This window comes from Kitasatospora sp. NPDC004723, from assembly GCF_040609255.1.
Classification (GTDB): domain Bacteria; phylum Actinomycetota; class Actinomycetes; order Streptomycetales; family Streptomycetaceae; genus Kitasatospora.
In genome coordinates this window covers 113,697-133,058 of the sequence record NZ_JBEXJT010000017.1, presented here as the reverse complement: position 1 = coordinate 133,058, position 19,362 = coordinate 113,697, and the positions used below count along the sequence as shown (strand labels likewise).

General features: G+C 73.7%; 20 protein-coding genes and 1 pseudogene. 15 read left to right on the top strand and 6 right to left on the bottom strand.

What is annotated here, in order from left to right:
• Positions 1 to 13: 13 nt before the first annotated feature.
• Complete coding sequence (locus ABZW10_RS19015; protein WP_355366723.1) at positions 14 to 652, bottom strand: TetR/AcrR family transcriptional regulator; 639 nt, start codon at positions 650 to 652, stop codon at positions 14 to 16.
• A gap of 92 nt (positions 653 to 744) precedes the next feature.
• Here ABZW10_RS19015 and ABZW10_RS19010 point away from each other — a divergent pair, with 92 nt between their 5' ends.
• Both ABZW10_RS19010 and ABZW10_RS19005 read left to right on the top strand, forming a co-directional pair.
• Positions 745 to 1,782 carry an aldo/keto reductase gene (locus ABZW10_RS19010; RefSeq protein WP_355366720.1) on the top strand — a complete coding sequence of 346 codons (1,038 nt, stop codon included), beginning with the start codon at positions 745 to 747 and terminating at the stop codon, positions 1,780 to 1,782.
• 121 nt (positions 1,783 to 1,903) lie between these two features.
• Positions 1,904 to 2,395 (top strand): GNAT family N-acetyltransferase, encoded by a 492-nt coding sequence (locus ABZW10_RS19005; protein WP_355366717.1) that lies wholly within the window; start codon positions 1,904 to 1,906, stop codon positions 2,393 to 2,395.
• Here ABZW10_RS19005 and ABZW10_RS19000 read toward each other — a convergent pair whose 3' ends face one another.
• Positions 2,396 to 3,007 (bottom strand): TetR/AcrR family transcriptional regulator, encoded by a 612-nt coding sequence (locus ABZW10_RS19000; RefSeq protein WP_355366714.1) that lies wholly within the window; start codon positions 3,005 to 3,007, stop codon positions 2,396 to 2,398.
• Positions 3,008 to 3,065: 58 nt separating this feature from the next.
• Here ABZW10_RS19000 and ABZW10_RS18995 point away from each other — a divergent pair, with 58 nt between their 5' ends.
• Positions 3,066 to 4,523, top strand: coding sequence for an aldehyde dehydrogenase family protein (locus tag ABZW10_RS18995; protein WP_355366711.1), 1,458 nt, complete (start codon positions 3,066 to 3,068; stop codon positions 4,521 to 4,523).
• Positions 4,524 to 4,552: 29 nt separating this feature from the next.
• Here ABZW10_RS18995 and ABZW10_RS18990 read toward each other — a convergent pair whose 3' ends face one another.
• The gene (locus tag ABZW10_RS18990) at positions 4,553 to 4,789 is read right to left on the bottom strand and encodes a hypothetical protein (protein ID WP_355366703.1); all 237 of its coding nucleotides are present in this window, start codon (positions 4,787 to 4,789) and stop codon (positions 4,553 to 4,555) included.
• Between the two features lie 215 nt (positions 4,790 to 5,004).
• Between ABZW10_RS18990 and ABZW10_RS18985 the strand changes: the two genes are divergently transcribed.
• From ABZW10_RS18985 to ABZW10_RS18970, 4 genes are all read left to right on the top strand, one after another.
• Entirely contained in the window at positions 5,005 to 5,661 is a 657-nt protein-coding gene (locus ABZW10_RS18985) for a hypothetical protein (RefSeq protein ID WP_355366700.1), read from the top strand.
• Positions 5,662 to 5,791: 130 nt separating this feature from the next.
• Positions 5,792 to 6,733: a metallophosphoesterase gene (locus ABZW10_RS18980; RefSeq protein WP_355366697.1), complete on the top strand. Its 942-nt coding sequence runs from the start codon at positions 5,792 to 5,794 to the stop codon at positions 6,731 to 6,733.
• A 59-nt stretch (positions 6,734 to 6,792) separates the two neighbouring features.
• The gene (locus tag ABZW10_RS18975) at positions 6,793 to 7,146 is read left to right on the top strand and encodes a hypothetical protein (protein ID WP_355366694.1); all 354 of its coding nucleotides are present in this window, start codon (positions 6,793 to 6,795) and stop codon (positions 7,144 to 7,146) included.
• Positions 7,147 to 7,334: 188 nt separating this feature from the next.
• The gene (locus tag ABZW10_RS18970) at positions 7,335 to 8,249 is read left to right on the top strand and encodes an IS982 family transposase (protein WP_355366691.1); all 915 of its coding nucleotides are present in this window, start codon (positions 7,335 to 7,337) and stop codon (positions 8,247 to 8,249) included.
• Positions 8,250 to 8,266: 17 nt separating this feature from the next.
• Here ABZW10_RS18970 and ABZW10_RS18965 read toward each other — a convergent pair whose 3' ends face one another.
• Positions 8,267 to 9,259, bottom strand: a complete 993-nt coding sequence (locus tag ABZW10_RS18965; RefSeq protein ID WP_355366688.1) for a DUF4331 family protein — start codon at positions 9,257 to 9,259, stop codon at positions 8,267 to 8,269.
• 371 nt (positions 9,260 to 9,630) lie between these two features.
• Between ABZW10_RS18965 and ABZW10_RS18960 the strand changes: the two genes are divergently transcribed.
• The 4 genes and pseudogenes from ABZW10_RS18960 to ABZW10_RS18945 all read left to right on the top strand — a co-directional run bounded on the left by ABZW10_RS18960 (position 9,631) and on the right by ABZW10_RS18945 (position 14,148).
• A complete protein-coding gene (locus ABZW10_RS18960) occupies positions 9,631 to 10,623 on the top strand; it encodes a helix-turn-helix domain-containing protein (RefSeq protein ID WP_355366685.1) in 993 nt (330 codons plus the stop codon).
• A 451-nt stretch (positions 10,624 to 11,074) separates the two neighbouring features.
• A pseudogene (locus tag ABZW10_RS18955) lies at positions 11,075 to 11,257 on the top strand (glyoxalase/bleomycin resistance/dioxygenase family protein); the annotation flags it as partial.
• Positions 11,258 to 11,299: 42 nt separating this feature from the next.
• Positions 11,300 to 13,405 (top strand): HEAT repeat domain-containing protein, encoded by a 2,106-nt coding sequence (locus ABZW10_RS18950; protein ID WP_355366682.1) that lies wholly within the window; start codon positions 11,300 to 11,302, stop codon positions 13,403 to 13,405.
• A gap of 92 nt (positions 13,406 to 13,497) precedes the next feature.
• Positions 13,498 to 14,148, top strand: a complete 651-nt coding sequence (locus ABZW10_RS18945; protein WP_355366679.1) for a GNAT family N-acetyltransferase — start codon at positions 13,498 to 13,500, stop codon at positions 14,146 to 14,148.
• 36 nt (positions 14,149 to 14,184) lie between these two features.
• Here the strand turns inward: ABZW10_RS18945 and ABZW10_RS18940 are convergent, their stop codons facing one another.
• Positions 14,185 to 15,003, bottom strand: coding sequence for a HEAT repeat domain-containing protein (locus tag ABZW10_RS18940; RefSeq protein ID WP_355366676.1), 819 nt, complete (start codon positions 15,001 to 15,003; stop codon positions 14,185 to 14,187).
• A gap of 189 nt (positions 15,004 to 15,192) precedes the next feature.
• Between ABZW10_RS18940 and ABZW10_RS18935 the strand changes: the two genes are divergently transcribed.
• Positions 15,193 to 16,227 carry an SGNH/GDSL hydrolase family protein gene (locus ABZW10_RS18935; protein ID WP_355366673.1) on the top strand — a complete coding sequence of 345 codons (1,035 nt, stop codon included), beginning with the start codon at positions 15,193 to 15,195 and terminating at the stop codon, positions 16,225 to 16,227.
• 88 nt (positions 16,228 to 16,315) lie between these two features.
• Here the strand turns inward: ABZW10_RS18935 and ABZW10_RS18930 are convergent, their stop codons facing one another.
• Entirely contained in the window at positions 16,316 to 16,897 is a 582-nt protein-coding gene (locus ABZW10_RS18930) for a GNAT family protein (RefSeq protein ID WP_355366670.1), read from the bottom strand.
• Positions 16,898 to 17,110: 213 nt separating this feature from the next.
• Here ABZW10_RS18930 and ABZW10_RS18925 point away from each other — a divergent pair, with 213 nt between their 5' ends.
• From ABZW10_RS18925 to ABZW10_RS18915, 3 genes are all read left to right on the top strand, one after another.
• Complete coding sequence (locus tag ABZW10_RS18925; protein ID WP_355366667.1) at positions 17,111 to 17,608, top strand: hypothetical protein; 498 nt, start codon at positions 17,111 to 17,113, stop codon at positions 17,606 to 17,608.
• 147 nt (positions 17,609 to 17,755) lie between these two features.
• Positions 17,756 to 18,295 carry a GNAT family protein gene (locus tag ABZW10_RS18920; RefSeq protein WP_355366664.1) on the top strand — a complete coding sequence of 180 codons (540 nt, stop codon included), beginning with the start codon at positions 17,756 to 17,758 and terminating at the stop codon, positions 18,293 to 18,295.
• A 379-nt stretch (positions 18,296 to 18,674) separates the two neighbouring features.
• On the top strand, positions 18,675 to 19,298 hold the full coding sequence (locus tag ABZW10_RS18915; protein ID WP_355366661.1) for a hypothetical protein: 624 nt from the start codon (positions 18,675 to 18,677) through the stop codon (positions 19,296 to 19,298).
• Positions 19,299 to 19,362: the final 64 nt, after the last annotated feature.

The window sequence follows — 19,362 nt, the reverse complement described above, 5'->3', positions numbered from 1 at the left end:
TCCGGGCCGCCGCCTACGGCACCCGGAAGGCGCCCGCGCGGGCGGCGTGCTCGGCGGCGGCGGCGGCGCGGTCGGCGGCGGCCTCGTCGAGGGGGTCGGGGGTGGTGAGCATGCGGTAGTAGAGGGGGGCGGAGACGGCGCGGATGACCTCGGCGGGGTCGGTGCCGGGCGGGAGGTCGCCGCGGTCGACGGCCTCCGTGACGCAGGGGGCCCACTCCTCGACGCGGGCGCGGTAGAAGCGGTGGAGGGCCTCGGCGGCGGCCGGGTCACAGGTGGCGGCGACCAGCACGGCGCGGAACAGGGCGCCCTGGCGGCGGTCGGCCAGGGTGCGCCGGACGAGGCGGGCGTTGGCCCGCAGGTCCTCGTGGAGGGAGCCGGTGCGGCTGCGCGGGAGGGACTGCTCGGCCATGTCGGCGAGGACGTCGGCGAGCAGCGCGCCGACCGAGCCCCAGCGCCGGTAGACGGTGGTGCGGCCGACCTCCGCCCGCCGGGCGATGTCGCCGAGGTCGAGCCCGGCGAAGCCGACCTCGACGAGGGCGTCCTCGGCCGCCTTCAGCACGGCGGTCCGCACGCGCGCCGTCCGGCCGCCCGGCCGCTGCATGCCCTGGGCTCCCTGGGTTCCCTGCGGGCCCTGCGGGCTCGATGAAGTCATTAACGGGATTCCTGTTCCATTAGCGTCGCCGACAGTGCTAGGGTCGGTGGCATCTTAACGGCACCACAGTCCCGTTAGCGAAGGGAACCCCCATGGAGCACCGCCGCCTCGGCGCATCCGGCCTCACCGTCCCCGCCCTCTCCCTCGGCACCGGCACCTTCGGTGGCCGCGGCCCGCTCTTCGGCGCCTGGGGCAACTCCGACGCCGACGACGCCCGCCGTCTGCTCGACATCGCCATCGACGCCGGCGTCACCCTCTTCGACACCGCCGACGTCTACTCCGACGGCGCTTCCGAGGAGGTCCTCGGCCAGGCCCTCAAGGGCCGCCGCGACCAGGTGCTGATCTCCACCAAGGCCGGCCTGCCCGTCGGCGACGGCCCCAACGACGCCGGCACCTCCCGCACCCGCCTGGTCACCGCCGTCGACGCCGCGCTGCGCCGCCTCGACACCGACCACATCGACCTCTTCCAGCTGCACGCCTTCGACGCCGCCACCCCCGTCGAGGAGGTGCTCGCCACCCTGGACGACCTGGTCCGCGCCGGGAAGGTCCGCTACACCGGCGTCTCCAACTTCTCCGGCTGGCAGCTGATGAAGTCCCTCGCCGCCGCCGACCGCGACGCCCGCCCCCGCTACGCCGCCCACCAGGTCTACTACTCCCTCGTCGGCCGCGACTACGAGTGGGAGCTGATGCCGCTCGCCCAGGACCAGGGCGTCGGCGCGCTGGTCTGGAGCCCGCTCGGCTGGGGGCGCCTCACCGGGCGGATCCGCCGCGGCACCCCGGTCCCGGCCGGCAGCCGCCTGCACGACACCGCGGACTACGGCCCGCCGGTCGACGACGAGCTGCTGTACGACGTGGTGGACGCGCTGGACGCGATCGCCGAGGAGACCGGCCGGACCGTCCCCCAGGTGGCGATCAACTGGCTGCTGCGCCGGCCCACCGTCTCCTCGGTGATCATCGGCGCCCGCAACGAGGAGCAGCTGCGCCAGAACCTCGGCGCGGTGGGCTGGGAGCTGGCGCCCGAGCAGGTCGCCCGGCTGGACGCGGCCAGCCTGCGCACCGCGCCGTACCCCTACTTCCCGTACCGCCGCCAGGAGGCCTTCGCCCGCCGCAACCCGCCGCTCGCGGGCTGAGCACGGGCGGGGGCGTGCGTGCGGGCGGGGGCGCGGGCGTGCGGGAGGGGCGTGCGGGCGGGGGCGCAGGCGGGCAATAACCGCTTGTCATCGCAGCTCACGGCAGGGCATCGTCAAGACCATGATCGAACTGAGTGAACTGACCTCCGACGACTGGCCGCTCTGGCGCGAGCTGCGCCTGGCCGCCCTGGCCGAGGCGCCGTACGCCTTCGGCTCCGCGCTCGCCGACTGGCAGGGCGAGGGCGACCGCGAGGAGCGCTGGCGGTCCCGGCTGGAGATCCCGGGCGCCCTCGACCTGGTCGCCCTCGTGGACGGCGAGCCCGCCGCGATGGCGACCGGCGTGCCGCAGGACGGTCACGCCGAGCTGATCTCGATGTGGGTCGGCCCGAAGGCGCGCGGCCGGGGCGTCGGCGCCCTGCTGATCACCGGGATCGAGCGGTGGGCCGCCCGGCAGGGCCTGCCCGCCCTGCGCCTCGCCGTGATGCCGGGCAACACCCACGCCATCGCCCTCTACGAGCGCACCGGTTTCGCCGACACCGGCGAGCCGGGCGACCTCCTCCCCGACGGCGTGAGCCGCGAGATCGTGATGGCCAAGCCGCTGCCGGCCGCCTGATCAGGCGCGGCCGCCCAGCGCCCGCAGGACGAACGGGAGGAGGCGGTCGGCCGTCTCCTCCGCCGCCCGCGCGTCCACCTGGTCGGGCGCCTCCGGGGTGAGGAAGAACCGGCTCATGACCGGGCCGACGACCACGTCACCGAGCAGTCCGGCGTCCTCGGGCGGCGGGATCTCCCCGCGCTCGACGGCGCGCCGCACGATCGTGCCCACCCGCTCGTGCACCGGCGCGAGGAAGGCCGCCGCGAGCGCCTCGGCCAGGGCGGTGCTCCGGGTGGCCTCGCCGATCAGGGCCCGCATCAGCCGGCCGCCCTCGCCGGTCATCGCGGCGGCCTTGTCCCGGAGCAGGGCGCGCAGATCGCCTTCGAGGCTGCCGGTGTCGGGCTGGACGGTGAGGTCCTCGGTGCAGAGCGCGGCCGCGGCGATGACCAGGTCCTCCTTGGAGGACCAGCGGCGGTAGAGGGTGGCGGTGGAGACGCCCGCCCGGGCGGCCACCGCGGCGGTGGTCAGCCCGCCGTAGCCGTTCTCGGCCAGTACGGCCAGGGTCGCGTCCAGCAGTGCCCGGTCCCGGCTCGCGTCACGGGGGCGGCCCCGGCGTGCCGCGGTCTCAGTCATTCCACCAGCATATCGGCACAAGAAACGAAAACGTTTCGTTTCGTATAGGCTCGGCGGCATGAGCGCCTCCACCGAACCCCTCGCCCTGGACGCCGCCGACGCTGCCGCCGACATCACCGGCACCGCCACCGACGCCACCGACGCCACCGACGCCGCCTCGACCGTCGCCCGTCTGAACGCCGCCTTCGCCGCCGGCCGCACCAGGCCGGTCGCCTGGCGCAAGGCGCAGCTGCGCGCCCTGCGGCGCCTGCTCGTCGAGCAGGAGGCCGTCTTCGCCGCCGCCCTCTGGGCCGACCTCGGCAAGAACGCCACCGAGGCCCACACCACCGAGATCGGCTTCACCCTCAACGAGATCGACCACACCCTGCGCCACCTGGACCGCTGGCTGCGCCCGCGCCGCGTCCCGGTGCCGCTGTCGCTCCAGCCGGCCCGGGCCCGCACGGTGCGCGAGCCGCTGGGCACCGTGCTGATCATCAGCCCGTGGAACTACCCGCTGCAGCTGGCCCTCTCCCCGCTGGTCGGCGCCCTGGCCGCCGGCAACACCGCGGTCGTCAAGCCCAGCGAGCTGGCCCCGGCGACCTCGGCCGCCCTCGCCGAGTGGCTGCCGCGCGCCCTGGACCCGCGGGCGGTGGTCGTCGTCGAGGGCGGGGTGCCGGAGACCACGGCGCTGCTGGAGCAGCGCTTCGACCACGTCTTCTACACCGGCAACGGCACCGTCGGCCGGATCGTGATGGCCGCCGCCGCCCGCCATCTCACCCCGGTCACCCTGGAGTTGGGCGGCAAGAGCCCCGCCGTCGTGGAGCCGGGCACCGACCTCGCGGCGGCGGCCCGCCGGATCGTCTGGGGCAAGTTCATGAACGCCGGGCAGACCTGCGTCGCCCCCGACTACGTGCTCGCCGTCGGGGACACCGCGCCGGCGCTGGAGCGGCACCTCACCTCGGCGATCCGGGCGATGTACGGCGCCGACCCCGCCACCAGCCCCGACTACGGGCGCATCGTCAACGAGCGGCACTTCGACCGGCTGTCCGCCCTCCTCGGGGACGGCCGCCTGGTCACCGGCGGCGACCGGGACCGCGCCACCCGCTACCTCGCCCCGACCGTCCTGGCCGACGTCGAGCCGGACGCGCCGGTGATGCGCGAGGAGATCTTCGGTCCGGTCCTGCCGATCGTCCGCGTCCCCGACCTGGACGCGGCGATCGCCTTCATCACCGCCCGCGACAAGCCGCTCGCCCTCTACGCGTTCACCGCCTCGGCCCGTTCCAAGGCCCGGCTGACCGCACAAACCTCCTCCGGCGCCCTGAGCTTCGGCGTCCCCAACGCCCATCTGGCCGTGCCCGGACTGCCGTTCGGCGGCGTCGGCGAGAGCGGCATGGGCGGCTACCACGGCCGGCACTCGCTGGACACCTTCAGCCACACCAAGGCCGTCCTCGACAAGCCGCTGCGCGCGGACACCCTGCGGCTGGCCTACCCGCCGTTCACCGCGCGCAAGTCGGGGCTGCTGCGCCGGTTCCTGTAAGACGGGGCCACATCCCGGTTCCTTCCGGTTCAGGCACTCCACAGGTAGACGCTGAACGACGTGGCCTCGTCCCCGAGGTCCCACGACCGTCGCTCGGTGAACACCCGGCGCCCGCGCCCGAGTTCGCGCTCGCACCCACGCTCGGGCGCCGGCTCGGGCGCCGGCTCCGGCTCCGGCGCGTCGGCCGTCGCGGTGAGGACGGACAGGGCCATCCTCGTCATCGCGGCGCCACGCAACGGCCGGAGGGACTGCGTCGTCTCGGTCATGCCGCCAGCTTCTCGGCCCCGTTCACCCGGTTCCCGGACATTCCCCTGCCGTTCACCCGATCAACGGACCGGATCGGATGCGGACTTGACGCCTCCGGGGAAGAGCCGGCCGAGGCGGTGGTGCAGGACGCCCGGGGGAACGCCCCGCCATCGTCGACGACCACCTGCCGCGGTTCATCAGCGGCGCGGTCAGTGCGGCCCGCTAGCCTCCGGACATGGCGAACTACGCGTATCTCTGCGCCACCGAGGTGGCCTCCCTCTACCCCTCCAGTCAGCTGAAGGGCTTCGATCCGCAAGGCGGGGTCGTCGCGCACGACGTCTCCGGCGTGCCGCTGCTCTGGCTGGCCATGTTCCGTCCGGCGGACCTCGTGACCGGGGTGTTCACGATCGACGAGGACGACCTGGACGACGACGAGGAGGCGGAGGTGGAGGCCACCGCGCCGCTGGTGGCGAAGGAGCGGGCACTCGCGCAGCTCGACGCGGCGCTGCCGGTGCTGAACGCGCTGTTCGCCGCCGAGGGTCCGCTCGACGCCCATGCCGCGCTGCTGCGGCAGGCGGTCGAGCAGGCGCCGGGCGCGTTCGTGACGATCGAGCTCGACGAGATCGAAGGGATCTGGGAGGAGGAGGGCACCTTCCAGCCCACCCTGCGCGCCGCACTGGCCGGCCTCGACGGCGGCCTCGCCGGCAGCGCGCGGACCGCCGCCGACCGCGCGCGGCTGATCGAGCTGTCGCGGCTGCGGCCCGGCCGCCCGTTCCCCTCCGCCCGGCTGATCGTCGACGGGCTGGAGGCCGGTGACGACGACTACTGGAACCTCGTGCGACTGCTCGGCACGAGCTTCGCCGCCGAGGTGCCGTGGGAGAGGGCGGCCTGATTCGATCGACCGCAAGGAAGTGATCGCCAGAAATTTACACAACTGCCATCTGACAGTTCTGCCACTTCCCTAACTTGGGTGGGGCCCGGCCACGGACCCGCGGCCGGGCCCCACCAGAGTGAGGCCGCACATGACGCACGACGGCACCATCGGCATCGTCCAGATCTCCGACACCCACTTCCGCGCCGCCCCCGGCACCCGGTCCTTCGTCGCCCACGAGCCCGAGGACGGCCTCGCGGCGGTGTTCGCCGACGCGGCGGACGCGATCGCGGACGCCGCCCTGGTGGTCGCCACCGGCGACCTGGCGGACCTCGGCGAGCCCGGTGCCTACGACCGGCTGGGCGGGATGCTGGACACGCTGCCCACCCCCGTCTACTGCCTCGGCGGCAACCACGACCGGCACGACCCGATGCAGGCCCGGCTGCCCCGCCCCAACGTGCACGTCGAGCCCGCCGTCCAGGTCGGCAACTGGCTGATGCTGCTGCTCGACACCAACGCCCACGGGCGCGAGGCCACCGACGACGGCGGCTACCGCGACCTCGACGACCGGGTCCACCGGGCCGCCCAGCCCGGCCTCACCCCGGTCGAGGAGCAGCGCGCCCGCGCGATCCTGACCGCCACGGGGGCGGAGCACGTCTTCCTCTGGCTCCACCAGCCGCCGCTGCCGCAGACCGCCCCGGACACCGAGACCTACCGCGAACTCACCCGGCTGGTCCGCGACTTCCCCACGATCCGGGCGATCGGCGCCGGCCACCTGCACGGCGACCTCTCCGGCGAGTTCGAGGGCCGCCCGGTCCACGTCTGCCCGTCCAGCTTCATGAGCATCGACGCGCCCAACCGCATCCTGGAGGGCCCCGGCTACCGCACCTACCGGCTGCACCCCGACGGCCGCGTCGACACCGAGGTCCGCATCGTCCCCGGCCCGATGACCGAGGCCATGCGCGCCACCCCCATGCCGGCCTTCCTCGCCGACATGATGGCCGGCCGGATCACCGGCCGGGAGCTCAACGCCCTCAGCGACGACGAGTTCGAGGCCCGTTACGGCGAGCGCCGCCCGCTCGCCCACCGGTAGCCACGCGGCCCGGCCGACCGCCGCGCCCGATTGTCGGTGCCGGATGACAGGCTGCGCCCATGAGTTACGACCTTGCCGTGTGGGAGGGCGAGCGGCCCGCCGACGACGCCGCCGCGAGCCAGTGCTTCGACGACCTCTACGAGAGGTACGTCGGCACCGACATCCCCCCGACCGACCGCATCGCCGCCTACGTCGCCGCCCTCCTGCAACGGTGGCCCGACCTGACCGAGGACGAGCACGACATCTCGCCCTGGTCGACGGGCCCCCTGATCGGGGAGGCGAGCGGCCCGCTGATCTACTTCCCGATCCGCTGGAGCATGGTCGAGGAGGCCGCCGTCCACGCCTCGCAGCTGGCCGCCTCGATGGGCCTCAACTGCTTCGACCCGCAGTCCCAATGCCTCCTGCCGGGGTGACCACGAGGATTTCCGGGTTCCCGCCCCCGGCGCACCCGCGGCGCCGCCCTCGGCCCCGTCCTCGGGCGGTCGGGAGTGGGAAGTCGGAGCGTCCGGCTTTCCACTCCCCTCGTGCGGGCGGCTAGATGATTGATGCCAAGGGCTCGTTGGCGCGCATGAAATGAAGCGAGGGAGTCCAAAGGTCGGTTGTGACGCCTGACCTGGACTCCCTCGCGACCGCACTCTACGTGAAGACCGACGACCTGCTGAAGGAATCGCCGCATCTGGCGCCGTGGCGACCCGAGATCGGCATCGCACCCCGGCTCGGTGACGCCGAGCTGGTCACCCTTGCTGTGATGCAGGCCCTGCTCGGCTTCACCTCCGAACGCCGCTGGATCCGCCACGCCCAGGCTCACCTGCGGCACCTGTTCCCGTACCTGCCCGGGCAATCGGGCTACAACCGGCGGCTGCGCAAGGCCGCCGACCTGATCGCCCACGTCAACCGCCTCCTCGCGACCGGCACCTCGATGTGGACCGACACCGTGTGGGTCGTCGACTCCACCCCGGTGGAGTGCGGGCGCTCCCGGGAGACGGCCAAACGCTCCGACCTGGCCGGATGGGCCGAGTACGGCTACTGCGCCAGCCACTCACGCTACTTCTGGGGCCTGCGCCTGCACCTGCTGTGCACCCTGCACGGCCTGCCCGTCGCCTTCGCGTTGACCGGCGCGAAGGCCGACGAGCGCGAGACCCTGCTCGGCATGTTCCACGCCGAGCCCGACCTCGTCGCCTCCCGCCCGGGCCAGACCCTGATCAGCGACCGGCAGTACTACGGCCGCGTCTTCGAAGAGGAACTCGCCACGTGGGGCGTGCGTCTGCTGCGGCCGGCCCGCAAGGGCGAGCCCTTGCGGGCCGGCTCCGCGCTGTTCAAGCCGTTGCGGCAGGTCATCGAGTCCGTCAACCAGACCTTCAAGGCCCAGCTCGACCTCGAACGACACCAGGGCCGCACCCCGGGCGGCGTCATGGTCCGCGTCCTGCAACGCGTCCTCGCCCTGACCTCCGCTATCTGGCACAACGACCACACCGGCCAACCCGTCATGCGCTCGCTGACCGCCTACGACCACTAACCCTTCGCATCATTCATCTAGCCGGCCGGCGGGTACGGGTGGGGGTGGCCGAGGTGGGGGAAGACGGGGAGGAGGTCGGTGTGCGGGGGGATGTGGTCGCTGGTGATCTTGCCGCCGGAGATCATGGCGAGGCGGGCCGAGGTCACGTCGTCGGTGAGGGTGCGGCCGTTGGGATAGGCGGCGGGGCGGGAGCGGTCGTAACGCAGGATGTCGGGGAGGACGAGCTTCAGCGTCTCGGTGGCGGCGTCGGTGGTGTAGTCGCCGGTGTGCTGGAGGACGGCCGTCCACGGCTGGCGGTAGGTGTCCCAGTCGTCGGCCGGCTCCCCCGTGTTGTACACGTCCTTGATCTCCTCCGCGTTGAAGTAGGCGGTGAGCGAGGGGTGGGCGCCGCGGTCGACCGAGACGAGCCGCCCGTCCTGGTGGAGGCTGACCCGCGCCCACACTCCGATCGTCGGCTCCGGGCCGAGGTCGGCGTCCGGCACTTCGAGGGCGATGCCGAAGACGTTGGCGTCCTTCATCGCGTCCTTGCCGGTCCAGCTGAAGTTGTTGACGATCCCTTCGAGGTCCGCGAAGAAGGGATCGCTGCGCAGCCCGACCGAGAGCCGGTACCCGCCGTAGGGCGAGGGGATGACGTGCGGCGCGTCACCGAAGGCCACCGGGGCGTCGGCGAACACGACGTCGCCCGAGTCCGCGTGCTTGCGCGCCGCCTCGCCGGTCGCGCGGCGGACGGTGACGCTCTGGGCGGCCCCGGCGCCCCCGCCGCCCGGCGCGGAGAAGGTGAACGAGTACGCGACGTCGGCGCGATTGTCACCGTCGTTGTCGATGTTGATGCGGTAGACCGCGTCCGGGTGGAACTCCGTGCCGCCGGTGGGGGCGTAGGGGTTCACGTTCATGATGAGGACGGTGCGGCCCGGGGCGTCGGCGGCCGGGAAGGCGAACAGGTCGGTGAGGTCCAGCCGGGCATCGCCGCGCGGTGAGCGGAGGTTCGGTCCGCTGAGGTGGTGGGACATGGCGGTAGAGCTACCAGGGTGCCCCGCGCGGACCGGGGAGGACACCCGCGAACCCGGCTCCTGTCCGCCGATCGGCGGACAGGAGCACGGGACGGCCGGAAGCCGAAGCGGCGGCCCACTGCCAACCCCCGTGTCGCGGCGGCTCGAAGCGCACCGGCCGCGACCGTGGCAGGGGGCCGGGGAAATCGATCGGTCCCGCGGCCGTACTGCGCTCCTGGGCGGAGTCCAGGATGTCTTCGTCGCGACCAACACTCCCCTGCCGGCGGCGCGGTGGCTACGCTCTTGCGCGAGGACGCAAAGGCTTCGAGCGTCGTCGAGCGTATCGAGCGATCCACGCCAGCACCGCCAGGAAGCGCGCCAGGGATGCCCCGTTGATACAGATCCGTCTGACGACCGACGACCTCGACCGGATACGGGTCGCCGAATCGCCCGACTTCGGTTACGAACTCGCGCTGAGCGGGCGGCACTTGGTCGTCAGGCCGCCCGGCCGCCAGCTCTCGGCGTGGCGCCTGGACGTCGCCCGCGCCTGGAACCCGCGGCACAACCGGCTGTTCGACCTCTATACCGACCTCTACCTGCCGGCCTTCTTCGACGAGGCCGTGCAGCCCGCGCCGGCGCCGGTCGATTCCGCCTCCCCGCCCGCTGTCGCCCATCTGCGGGACCTGGCCCGGTCCTCCGCGCTGACGCCGTTCACCCGCGCACTCGCCGAGGGCAACCCCCGGGCGGCCACCGCGCTGGACCGGATCCTCGCCGGCCTGCGGGCCACCGCGCTGGACCCCTACCGCCGGCGCATCTCCTCCCTCGTCGCCACCGCCTCCGCGACCACCCGGGCCCACGCCGCCGTCGGCGGCCCGGACGGCCTGCTGCGCTCGATCCACCCGTCCGTCGACTGGGACGGGCGCCACCTGCGGCTGAACACCCGGGTCGACTCCGTGGACTCCCTCGAAGGACGGCCCTTGATCTTCCAGCCCTCCGCGCTCGCCACCGGCATCACCTTCAACCCGCTCGCCGACGCGGTGATCGTCAGCTACCCCACCGCCGCCACCCCCCTCACCCGGGACCCCGAACTCCACGCGCCGCCCCGGGCCTTGCAGTCCCTGCTGGGCACGACCAGGGCGGCGGCCCTGGTCGCCGTGGCCCGGACCCCCGCCCTCACCACCGGACGGCTCGCCGCCACCCTCGGCGTCTCCCCCGCCGCCGCCTCACGACACGCCTCCGTCCTGCGCGACGCCGGCCTCATCGCCACCATCCGCAACGGCCAGACCGTCCACCACCACCCCACCCGCCTCGGCCTCGAACTCGCCCACGGCACGGCCGCCGATCAGAGCACCCAGGACGCCGTCTCCCCGTCCGGGGCCGTGTAGCCGACCAGTTGCGGGCCGCCGGGGTCGCGGTGAGGGTGAACCACTCGCGGCACGGCCGGTGGTCGCGACGCCAGGTGGTGTGGGCGGTCTCGACCAGCCGCCAGAGGTCGCGCGGACCGCTCGCGGTCACGGCGGACGGGCGGCCGGGGTGGTCCGGGTGGTCCTGGACGTGGACGGTCGAGCCGTCGTTCGGGTCGTGGAGCGTGCCACCGGACCGCACGACGGCCGGGGGCGACTGCCCTGGCCTCCTTCCCGGCGGCCTGTCGCAGGTCCCGCAGCGTGCTGCCGATGTCGTTCCTCACGCGGTGCCGTACCGCTCCCACCAGGACTCGAACAGCTCGGCGTGGCCAAGGGCCGCGTCCCTGAGGGCGATCCACTTCCCGGGACCGAGGGTGGAACTCGAACGCCCGCACCGGAAGTCGGGCGGGCCGACTTCCTGTGCGGGGCAGTGGTCACCGCCGCGACCGCCCGTCTCCGGGAGGCCGGGCTGGCGACCTCCGAGGAGAGCAACACCTCCTGCTGCTACGCCGTCCAGGACAAGGTCTGGGTGCACGGCCCCGGCAAGGAGCCCTGGGAGGTCTACGTCGTCACGACCGACGCCGAGGCCGAGGGGGCGGCGACGGCCTGCGGCTGACGAACGCCCCGGGTGTCAGTGGGGGCGGGCAGAGTGGCGGGCATGGTGGATGGACTCGATGGGCTCGACGCGCTCGACTGGGCGCGGATGCAGCACGCCTACGGCACCGCCGAGGAGGTGCCGGGCCTGCTGCGGGAGCTCGGCTCGCCCGAGGAGGAGGAGTGGAGCGGCGCGCTCAGCAGGTTCTACAGCGCCGTGCACCACCAGGGCGACGTGTACCGGTGCACGGCCGCGAGCGTGCCGTTCCTGTTCGCGTTGGCGGGCGACGGGGCTGTGGCCGGGCGGGCGGCGGTGGTCGAACTGCTGGTCAGCATCGGCAGTTCGGCGGACGCGGTCGGCGGGACGGCAGAGGACGCGTCCGACCTCTCGGGGCACTTCGAGGCCCTGGGGATGATGCGGGAGCGGGCCGAGGCGTTCATCGGGTTCGCCGCGGACGGCGACCCGCTGGTACGGCGGGCCGCGATACCCGCGCTCGGGCTGTTCGTCGACGATGCGGAGCGCGCCGTCGCGGTGCTGCGGGAGCGGCTGCCCGCCGAGCCGGGGGTGGTCGAACGGCTGCGGCTGGTCGAGGCGACGGCCGACCTGGCGCTGCGCAGGCCCGAAACGACGGCGCCCGCGAGGGCCTGGCTCGGCGCGCTCGCCGACGACCGCGCGCTCGACCCCGCCACCCGACTGGCCGCCGTGGTCCACCGGGCCCGCTGCGCAGCGGAGTTCGACGCCGAGGCGACGGTCCGAAGCGCCGTCGCCCTGCTGCGCGAGGAGACGGCCCCGGCCGACGCCACCACGCCCGCACCCGCACCCGCCCCCGCACCCGCGTTCCCGACCCGGGCGGGCAGTGCGCCGGCCCACCTCATCGCCGCGTTCGAGGACCTCGCCCGGCGGTCGGTGGTCCACTCGCCGGTCACCGACCTGCTGCGCACCTTCCACGAGGTCCTGGGCGCACGCCTCTCCGCGCGCACCGCGCTGCTCGCGGAGCAGCTGAGCAGCGGCGACCCGGGTGCCCGGCTGGACGCCCTGCGGATGGGCGGGGAGGTCATCCGCTCCCGGCGCGGCGACCACGGCCCGCTGGTCACCCTGATCGCCGACCGGCTCGCCGACCCGCACCCCGAGGTCGTCGCCGAGGCCGCCGCCGTCCTCGCCGACTGCCACCCGGTCGCCGGACCGGCCCGCCCGGCGCTGGCCGCCCTCGTCGCCGCCCAGCGCGCGCGGCACGGCCCGCAGGTCTGGGCCGCCGAGTCGCCCGTGCTGCGCCGGGCCCACCAGAAGGCGGTCCTCGCGCTGGCGCGGCTCGGGGACGAGCGGGCCCTGCCCGGGCTGCTGGCGGCCCTGGACGGCGGGGCCGACGCCTGGCAGGCGGTGCAGGTGGTGACGTGCCTGCCGGACGCGGCGGCGGAGCCGTTGGTTCCGGGGCTGGTCGAGCGGCTGCGGGTCCTCGATCCGGAGCAGCCGCACATGACGTCGGAGGTGGCCGGGACACTCGCCGCCCTGGGGCCCCTCGGGGGCGCGCCCGCGCTGAGCGCGGTCGAGGAGGTGCTCGACCGGGCCGTGCGGGGGAAGCGGTGGACGGTCGTCTGCGCGGCACTGGGCGCGCTGCGGCGCTTCGGCCCGGCGGCGGCGCCCGCCCTGCCGGTGATCCGGGAGCTGGCGGCGCTGGACGCGGCGGCGGACCCGAACGTGGCGCCCGCCGCGATCGCCACGCTGTGGGCGGTCGGGGCGGACCTGGACGAGGTGCTGCCGCCGGCCCTCGCCCTGCTGGACGACGGGATCTCGTTCCGGGTCGACGGGGCCACCGACGTGCTCGGCGCGATCGGCCCGGCGGCGGCCGCCGCGCTGCCGCGCCTGCGGGAGCTGCTGGACCACACGTACGAGTGGGTCCGCGTGCAAGGCGCCGCCGCGCTCTGGGAGATCGGCGGCGAACCGGAGGCACCGGCCGTGCTCGGCGCCCTGCTTCCGGCCTGGGAGCGGAATCCGTACACCGCCAGGCGCGTGGTGCCCTGCCTCGAACGGATGGGCCCCGCCGCCACCCCGGCCGCCCCGCTGCTGCGCGCGCACCTGGAACTGACCGAGCGGGTCGACGGGTCCGGCAGCATCGAGGAGGACGAGAAGCTGCTCGCCGCCTGCCGCGCCGCCCTCGCCCGGCTCGGCTGAGCCGCGTCGGGCCGATCCCCCGGCCCGAGCCACCCTTCGACCCGGACAAAATCGCTGGTCACAGCGCCGGGAGACGGGGAGAATTCCCGGCCATGAGCCTGATGTCGTCACACTGGCCGCTTGCCGGACTGCGGCTGACCACCCCCCGGTTGGAGTTGCGGCTGCCCGGCCCCGACGAGCTCGCCGCGTTGGCGTCGCTGGCCGCCGAGGGTGTGCACGACCCGGACGTGCAGCCGTTCACGGTCGCCTGGACGGACGCCGCGCCGGAGCAGCGGGCCCGGGGCGTCCTGCAGTACCACTGGCGCTGCTGGGGCGAGTGGCGGCCGGAGAACTGGGAGTTGAACCTCGTGGCGCTGCACGACGGCGTCGTGGTGGGCACCCAGGGCATCAGCGCCCGGGACTTCGCGATCCGTCGCGAGGTCCGCACCGGCTCGTGGCTCGGCAGGAGGCACCACGGCCAGGGCCTGGGCACCGAGATGCGCGCCGCCGTTCTCCAGCTGGCCTTCGCCGGACTCGCCGCGCGGCACGCCGTCTCCGGCGCCTACGCCGACAACACGGCGTCGCTGGGGGTGTCGGGCAAGCTGGGCTACCGCGACGACGGCATCGAGCACCATGTGGTGCGCGAGCAGGTCGCCGTGCTCCGCCGGCTGCGCCTCGGCCCCGAGCAGTGGCGGGAGCACCGGTCGGTCCCGGTGGAGATCGAGGGGCTGCGGGAGTGCCTGCCCTGGTTCGGCGTGGACTGACCACCTCGGCCACCTCGGCTGGCGAGGCCCGGGCGGTCACCGCGCCGCGCGTTCCTCCTTCGCCTCCGCCACCGCCTCCCGGACGTCCGGGTCCGGGTCGTCGGCGAGCCGGTCCAGCAGCTCTCCGACCCCGGGGGTGGACCAGGCGGTGACCGCCCACACCAGGACCGCCCGCACGCCGGGGTCGGGGTGCGCGGCGAGGCGGGCGAGTTCGTCGACCGGGCCCCGCGTGCGCCCGGGCATCCAGAACCATTTGAGGGCCTCCCGCAGTTGGGCCGGGTCGCCCGGCTCGCCCGCCGCCGCGATCCTGGCGAGCAGCACCCGGGTCGGCGGCGGCGGACCGTCCAGCGGGTGCGGCAGCCGCTCGCGCAGCCGCCGCGCCCCGTAGCCGCCGCGCCCCTGGCACCCGAAGCAGGTGCAGGGGCGGGTGCCGTGGGCGTCCGGCTGGTACCGCCAGCCGACCACCTGCGGCGCGGAGCGGATCCGGTGCACCTCCCCCGCCCTGATCGCCCGGGGCACGAACACCTCCCACCCGCGCGGGTCGTCCAGCGCCGCGATCCGCCGCACCGCCTCCGCCGCCGGGACGGTCCGCTGGCGCTGCAGCCACCGGTCCCCGTACGGACCGACCTCCACCGGCTGGGCGTCGTCCAGCCGGACGTGGACGGCCACCCGCCCGCCCCTGCTGTCGAACCGCCCCAGCTCGCGCATCCACTGGTGGGTGAGGGTGTACGACGGCAGCACCGGGAAGCAGTACACCCCGCGCGTGCCGTCCTGGCCGTGGCTCACCGCCCGGATCCCGGACCGCCGGATGCGCGGCGCGTTCGCCGTCGCCGTCAAATGCACAAACATCGCCATGAGTTGGCATGTTATGCGCCCGCAATGACAGCGGCGGCCACCCGGATGCTCTGAGCATTGCGGCCGAACAGGGGTGGTCGGCCCGTGTCTCCCGAAGGAGCGCGCCGTCGGCATGGATGATCTCGGCCCAAGTCCGTTCCGCCCGGGGCCGCTTTCCGCCCGGCCGGCTTCCCAGCTCACGGAGGATCCATGCGACACGCCGACCCCCGCCCGCGAGCACGCGTCCTGGCCGTCGGGCTGGGGCTGACGGCCGCCGCGATCCTGCCCTCGGGCCTCGCCGGCGCGTCCGACAAGTACCAGTGGGCCGCGTTGGGCGACTCGTTCACCACCGGTGTGTTCGTCGGGGAGCCGCGGCCCGCGCTGGGCGACGCGTCACGGGACGGCTGCGACCGCACCGCCAACGCCTACCCCGAGTTCGTCGACCGGGCGCTCGCCGAGTCCCCGCCGGGCGGCAGGCCCGTCCGGCTGACCGACGCCAGTTGCAGCGGCGCCACCGTCGCCGACATCGCCACCGCCCGGCAGACGCCGATCAGCCCGGTCCAGCCCCCGGCCGGCGGCTGGAGCGCGGTGGATCCGCAGACCACGCGAGCCGAACTGGACGACGGCACCGACGTCGTCACCATCGGGATCGGCGCCAACGACCTGCCGTTCGGCGTCATGCTCATCAAGTGCCTCGAACTGGGCCAGGCCGGCCGGTCGTGCCGCGGCCACTACACCGATCCGCCCGAGGGCGAGGCGAGCATTCAGGACAGGCTCGCCCGGCTCCAGGACCAGTTCATCGGCATGCTGGCCAAGGTGCACCGGGCCGCGCCCAACGCCAAGGTGATCACGGTCGGCTACCCGGCCGTCCTGCCGGAGAAGGGCCGCACCTGCACCGGCGGCGACCTCACCCAGCTGGGCTCGATCACCGCCGACGACATCGACTGGCTCCGCGACGACGTCCTCAAGCAGCTGAACCGCACGATCCAGCGGGTCTCGGACGCCTTCGGCGACCGCTACGTCGACGTCTACGCCCCCAGCGTGGGCCACGACGCCTGCCGGCCGGAGGGGACCAGGTGGGTCGAAGGGCTCTGCGGTAACGCCGAGGCCCACTGGCCGGGTTCATTCCTGAACTGCGCGGCGATCGACAAGCGCACCACCCTGGCCCACCCCAACGCCGCCGGATACGCCGACACCGCCGCCCACGTCGAACGGGCCGTCCGCGCCGCCCTCCTCGAGCACTGACCGCCCGCCGCCTCCGACCTGCCGCACGCGGGCGCCCCGGAGCCGGCGTCGGAGCCGGATGTCGACGCGCGGGCGTCACTCCCCGACGTCACGCCCGGGCGGCAGGAGTTGCGTGAGCGGTGGCGTCCGCGCCGGGCCACTCGGTGGCCAGCATCGCGTACACGGCCAAGTCCGCCCGCTCGCCCTTGAGCAGCTCGCCCTGGACGAAGAACGCCTCCCGGCGCATGCCGAGGCGCTCCATCAGCCGCATCGACGCGCCGTTGTCGCCGTTGCACCGGCCGATCACCCGGTGGAAGCCGTGCCGTTCGAACGCCAGCCGCAGCACCTCGCGGCCGGCTTCGGTGGCGTACCCGCGGCCGCCGTGGTCGGGGTTCATCACGAAACCGATCTCGGCGCGGCCCAGTTCGGCGCTCAGCCAGTCGAGGTTGAACTCGCCGATGAGCCGCCCGGACTCGCGCAGCTCCACCGCGACGGCGAGGTTGGAGCCCTCCCCGGCGAGTTCGGACTGGGTGATCCTGGTGGCCAGCGCGGTGCGGGTCTCCTCCCGGGTGCGGGTGTCCCACAGCAGGTAGCGGGTCACGTCCGGGCGGCGCTGGATGTCGTGCAGGTCGTCGAGGTCCGTCTCGGTGAAGGAACGCAGCACCAGCCGGTCGGTGACAACAGGGTCCACGGGTGAGGCTCCGGATCGGATCGTTTGCTGAAAGGCCCAACGGATTCTACTGAACTCGATGAAGCGGCTCTCCCGACCATCGCGGGATGTGGCGACTTGAGGGAGGTCATGACGCTGTGGTGGATCACGCATACGATCCACTACCTTATGGAGTCAAGTGATTGCTCTTGGTCATCACTTAGCACATGATCTGACCTCCGGAAGGACACCTCCGTGACTCGTTTCGCCCGCTTGTCCGCACTCCTGGCCTCCGCGATCACCAGCACCGCGCTTCCGCTCGTGGCCGCCACGCCCGCCCATGCGGCGGCCACCAGCTACTGCGCGGCGGATGCCAAGTGGAGCTACGTCTGGGGCGAGCGGTTCCAGCAGGAGGTGGAGTCCAAGCTGTGCCTGGAGACGGAGTTCGGCCAGATCACGGCCACCGTCTTCTCGCACTGCAAGGTCGACGGCAACTTCGGCTGGGCCGAGGACTGGTGTGACGTCAACAAGTCCAAGTACCGCCTGACCGCGCCGGACGGCACCGTCTACAACGGTGCGATTCCCACCGGACAGGGCAAGGGGGCGTGGACGCTGCGCTCCGAGACCGACCACCCCTGCTCCACCGGGACGTGGAAGTACGAGATCAGCTCGTCGACCACCTTCTACTACAACGGCAAGCCGACGGTCGACACGTCGCAGAGCAAGGAGATCAACGTGTCCGAGTGCGGCTAGGAGGCACCCTGGGATCGAACAGCAGTGTGGGGCGGCGCCGATGGCCGGTGCCGCCCCACACCTCGTCAGCCGTCCCGTTCCGCCCCGCGACGACGTGTCCGTCACGCAGCTTCGCCCGGCCGTTCGGGCGCCTGCTAGCGTGTCCGAATGGATGATCTTGGGGCGACAGTCTGGCCTCCCGCACCGATCAGGACCGACAGGCTCGTGCTCCGCGAGCCCGAGGCCCGGGACCGGGCCGCGTTCATCGAGCTGCTCGCCTCACCGGAGGTGAACGCCTACCTCGGTGGGCCCCGGCAGCGCGAGGAGCTCGAACGCGAACTGCCCGAGGTGCCCGAGCAGTGGGCCGGGAGCTTCGTCGTCGAGCTCGACGGGGAGATGATCGGACAGGTCCTGCTCCGGAGGGCGACGGGCCACCGCCGCCCGGCCGCCGCGGGGAAGCTCGACCTCGGCTACCTGTTCCTGCCGCAGGCCTGGGGCTGCGGCTACGCGGCCGAGGCGTGCGCGGCGGCACTCGACTGGCTCGCCGGCGTGCTGCCCGGCGAGCCGGCGGTCCTCACCACCCAGAGCGCCAACGCCGCGTCGATGCGACTGGCGGCGAAGCTGGGGTTCACCGAGGTGGAGCGGTTCGAGGCCTGGGACGCCGAGCAGTGGCTCGGTATGCGGAAGGCGGCCGCGCTGTCCGGTTGAGCGTACGGCGGGCCGCCGGGGGGCTGGACTCGCCCCCCGGAACCGCGGACGCGGACGCAGGGCGTCGGGCACGTGCCGCTTCCAGCCGTGCGATCAGTGCGCCTTGGGAGGCGCCCAGTGGACGGTGATCCTGTTGCCCTCGCCGGCGACGGTCGCGACAGCGCGCCGGGTACGCACGGCGACGGCTCGCTCGTTCTCGCGCGGGGGACGTCGGCCAGTCGACGGAGAGGTCCTTGGTGTACGGGCGCCTCCCGGCCTGCCGCCGTGCGCCCCTTCGTGCGTTTCGTGCGCCCTTCAGATCGTTCGTGCGTGCCTCCACTATCGTCGGAGCGCCCGTTCGGCGGCGCGGTTCGGGGAGGTTCGCCGGGAGGATGGCCCGATGCAACAACGGGACCGGACGCACGGGTTCGTCGAGGCCTGTGCGCACGACGGGGGCGGCTACTGGATGTTCTCCGGCGGCAAGGCCCTCAAGTACCCCAACTCGGGCACCAGGCTGGTGTACCGGCCGGCTCCCGTGGCGGTCCGCTGGCCGATGATGCCCGAGCCGTTCCGTCACCGGCTCGACGCCTGCACGCACGCCGGGAACGGTTACTGGTTCTTCTCCGGAGACCGGGCCCTCAAGTACCCGAACTCGGACTCCGCCGGCCACCTCGTACGCCCCATGGCCACCCTGACGACCTACTGGCCCGAGATGCCCGCGCCGTTCGCCGCCGGGATCGACGCCTGCGTGCACGACGAGGGCGGCTACTGGTTCTTCTCCGGGGACCAGGCCGTGAAGTTCCCCAACTCGGGCCGCAGGCCGGTGCGCGAGCCGGCCCCCATCACCGCGTACTGGCTCCGCCTTCCCGAGCCGTTCTCCGGGAAGATCGACGCGATCTGCCACATCGAGGGCGCCTACTGGCTCTTCTCCGGAGGCCAGGCGCTGAAGTACTCCGACAAGGGCAACACGATCCTCGCCGGCCCCGCCCCCGTCGCCTCCTCCTGGCCGTCCCTCGTCTGGTGACACCGCGCCGCTCCGCCCCCGCACCGCCCCGACCACCGCACCGCTTCCCGGATTCCGCGCGGCC

Bases quoted from the DNA above. Each gene is read 5' to 3' on its own strand.
- ABZW10_RS19015 (WP_355366723.1), bottom strand. From the start codon at position 652: ATGACTTCATCGAGCCCGCAGGGCCCGCAGGGAACCCAGGGAGCCCAG.
- ABZW10_RS19010 (WP_355366720.1), top strand. From the start codon at position 745: ATGGAGCACCGCCGCCTCGGCGCATCCGGCCTCACCGTCCCCGCCCTC.
- ABZW10_RS19005 (WP_355366717.1), top strand. From the start codon at position 1,904: ATGATCGAACTGAGTGAACTGACCTCCGACGACTGGCCGCTCTGGCGC.
- ABZW10_RS19000 (WP_355366714.1), bottom strand. From the start codon at position 3,007: ATGACTGAGACCGCGGCACGCCGGGGCCGCCCCCGTGACGCGAGCCGG.
- ABZW10_RS18995 (WP_355366711.1), top strand. From the start codon at position 3,066: ATGAGCGCCTCCACCGAACCCCTCGCCCTGGACGCCGCCGACGCTGCC.
- ABZW10_RS18990 (WP_355366703.1), bottom strand. From the start codon at position 4,789: ATGACCGAGACGACGCAGTCCCTCCGGCCGTTGCGTGGCGCCGCGATG.
- ABZW10_RS18985 (WP_355366700.1), top strand. From the start codon at position 5,005: ATGGCGAACTACGCGTATCTCTGCGCCACCGAGGTGGCCTCCCTCTAC.
- ABZW10_RS18980 (WP_355366697.1), top strand. From the start codon at position 5,792: ATGACGCACGACGGCACCATCGGCATCGTCCAGATCTCCGACACCCAC.
- ABZW10_RS18975 (WP_355366694.1), top strand. From the start codon at position 6,793: ATGAGTTACGACCTTGCCGTGTGGGAGGGCGAGCGGCCCGCCGACGAC.
- ABZW10_RS18965 (WP_355366688.1), bottom strand. From the start codon at position 9,259: ATGTCCCACCACCTCAGCGGACCGAACCTCCGCTCACCGCGCGGCGAT.
- ABZW10_RS18950 (WP_355366682.1), top strand. From the start codon at position 11,300: ATGGTGGATGGACTCGATGGGCTCGACGCGCTCGACTGGGCGCGGATG.
- ABZW10_RS18945 (WP_355366679.1), top strand. From the start codon at position 13,498: ATGAGCCTGATGTCGTCACACTGGCCGCTTGCCGGACTGCGGCTGACC.
- ABZW10_RS18940 (WP_355366676.1), bottom strand. From the start codon at position 15,003: ATGGCGATGTTTGTGCATTTGACGGCGACGGCGAACGCGCCGCGCATC.
- ABZW10_RS18935 (WP_355366673.1), top strand. From the start codon at position 15,193: ATGCGACACGCCGACCCCCGCCCGCGAGCACGCGTCCTGGCCGTCGGG.
- ABZW10_RS18920 (WP_355366664.1), top strand. From the start codon at position 17,756: ATGGATGATCTTGGGGCGACAGTCTGGCCTCCCGCACCGATCAGGACC.
- ABZW10_RS18915 (WP_355366661.1), top strand. From the start codon at position 18,675: ATGCAACAACGGGACCGGACGCACGGGTTCGTCGAGGCCTGTGCGCAC.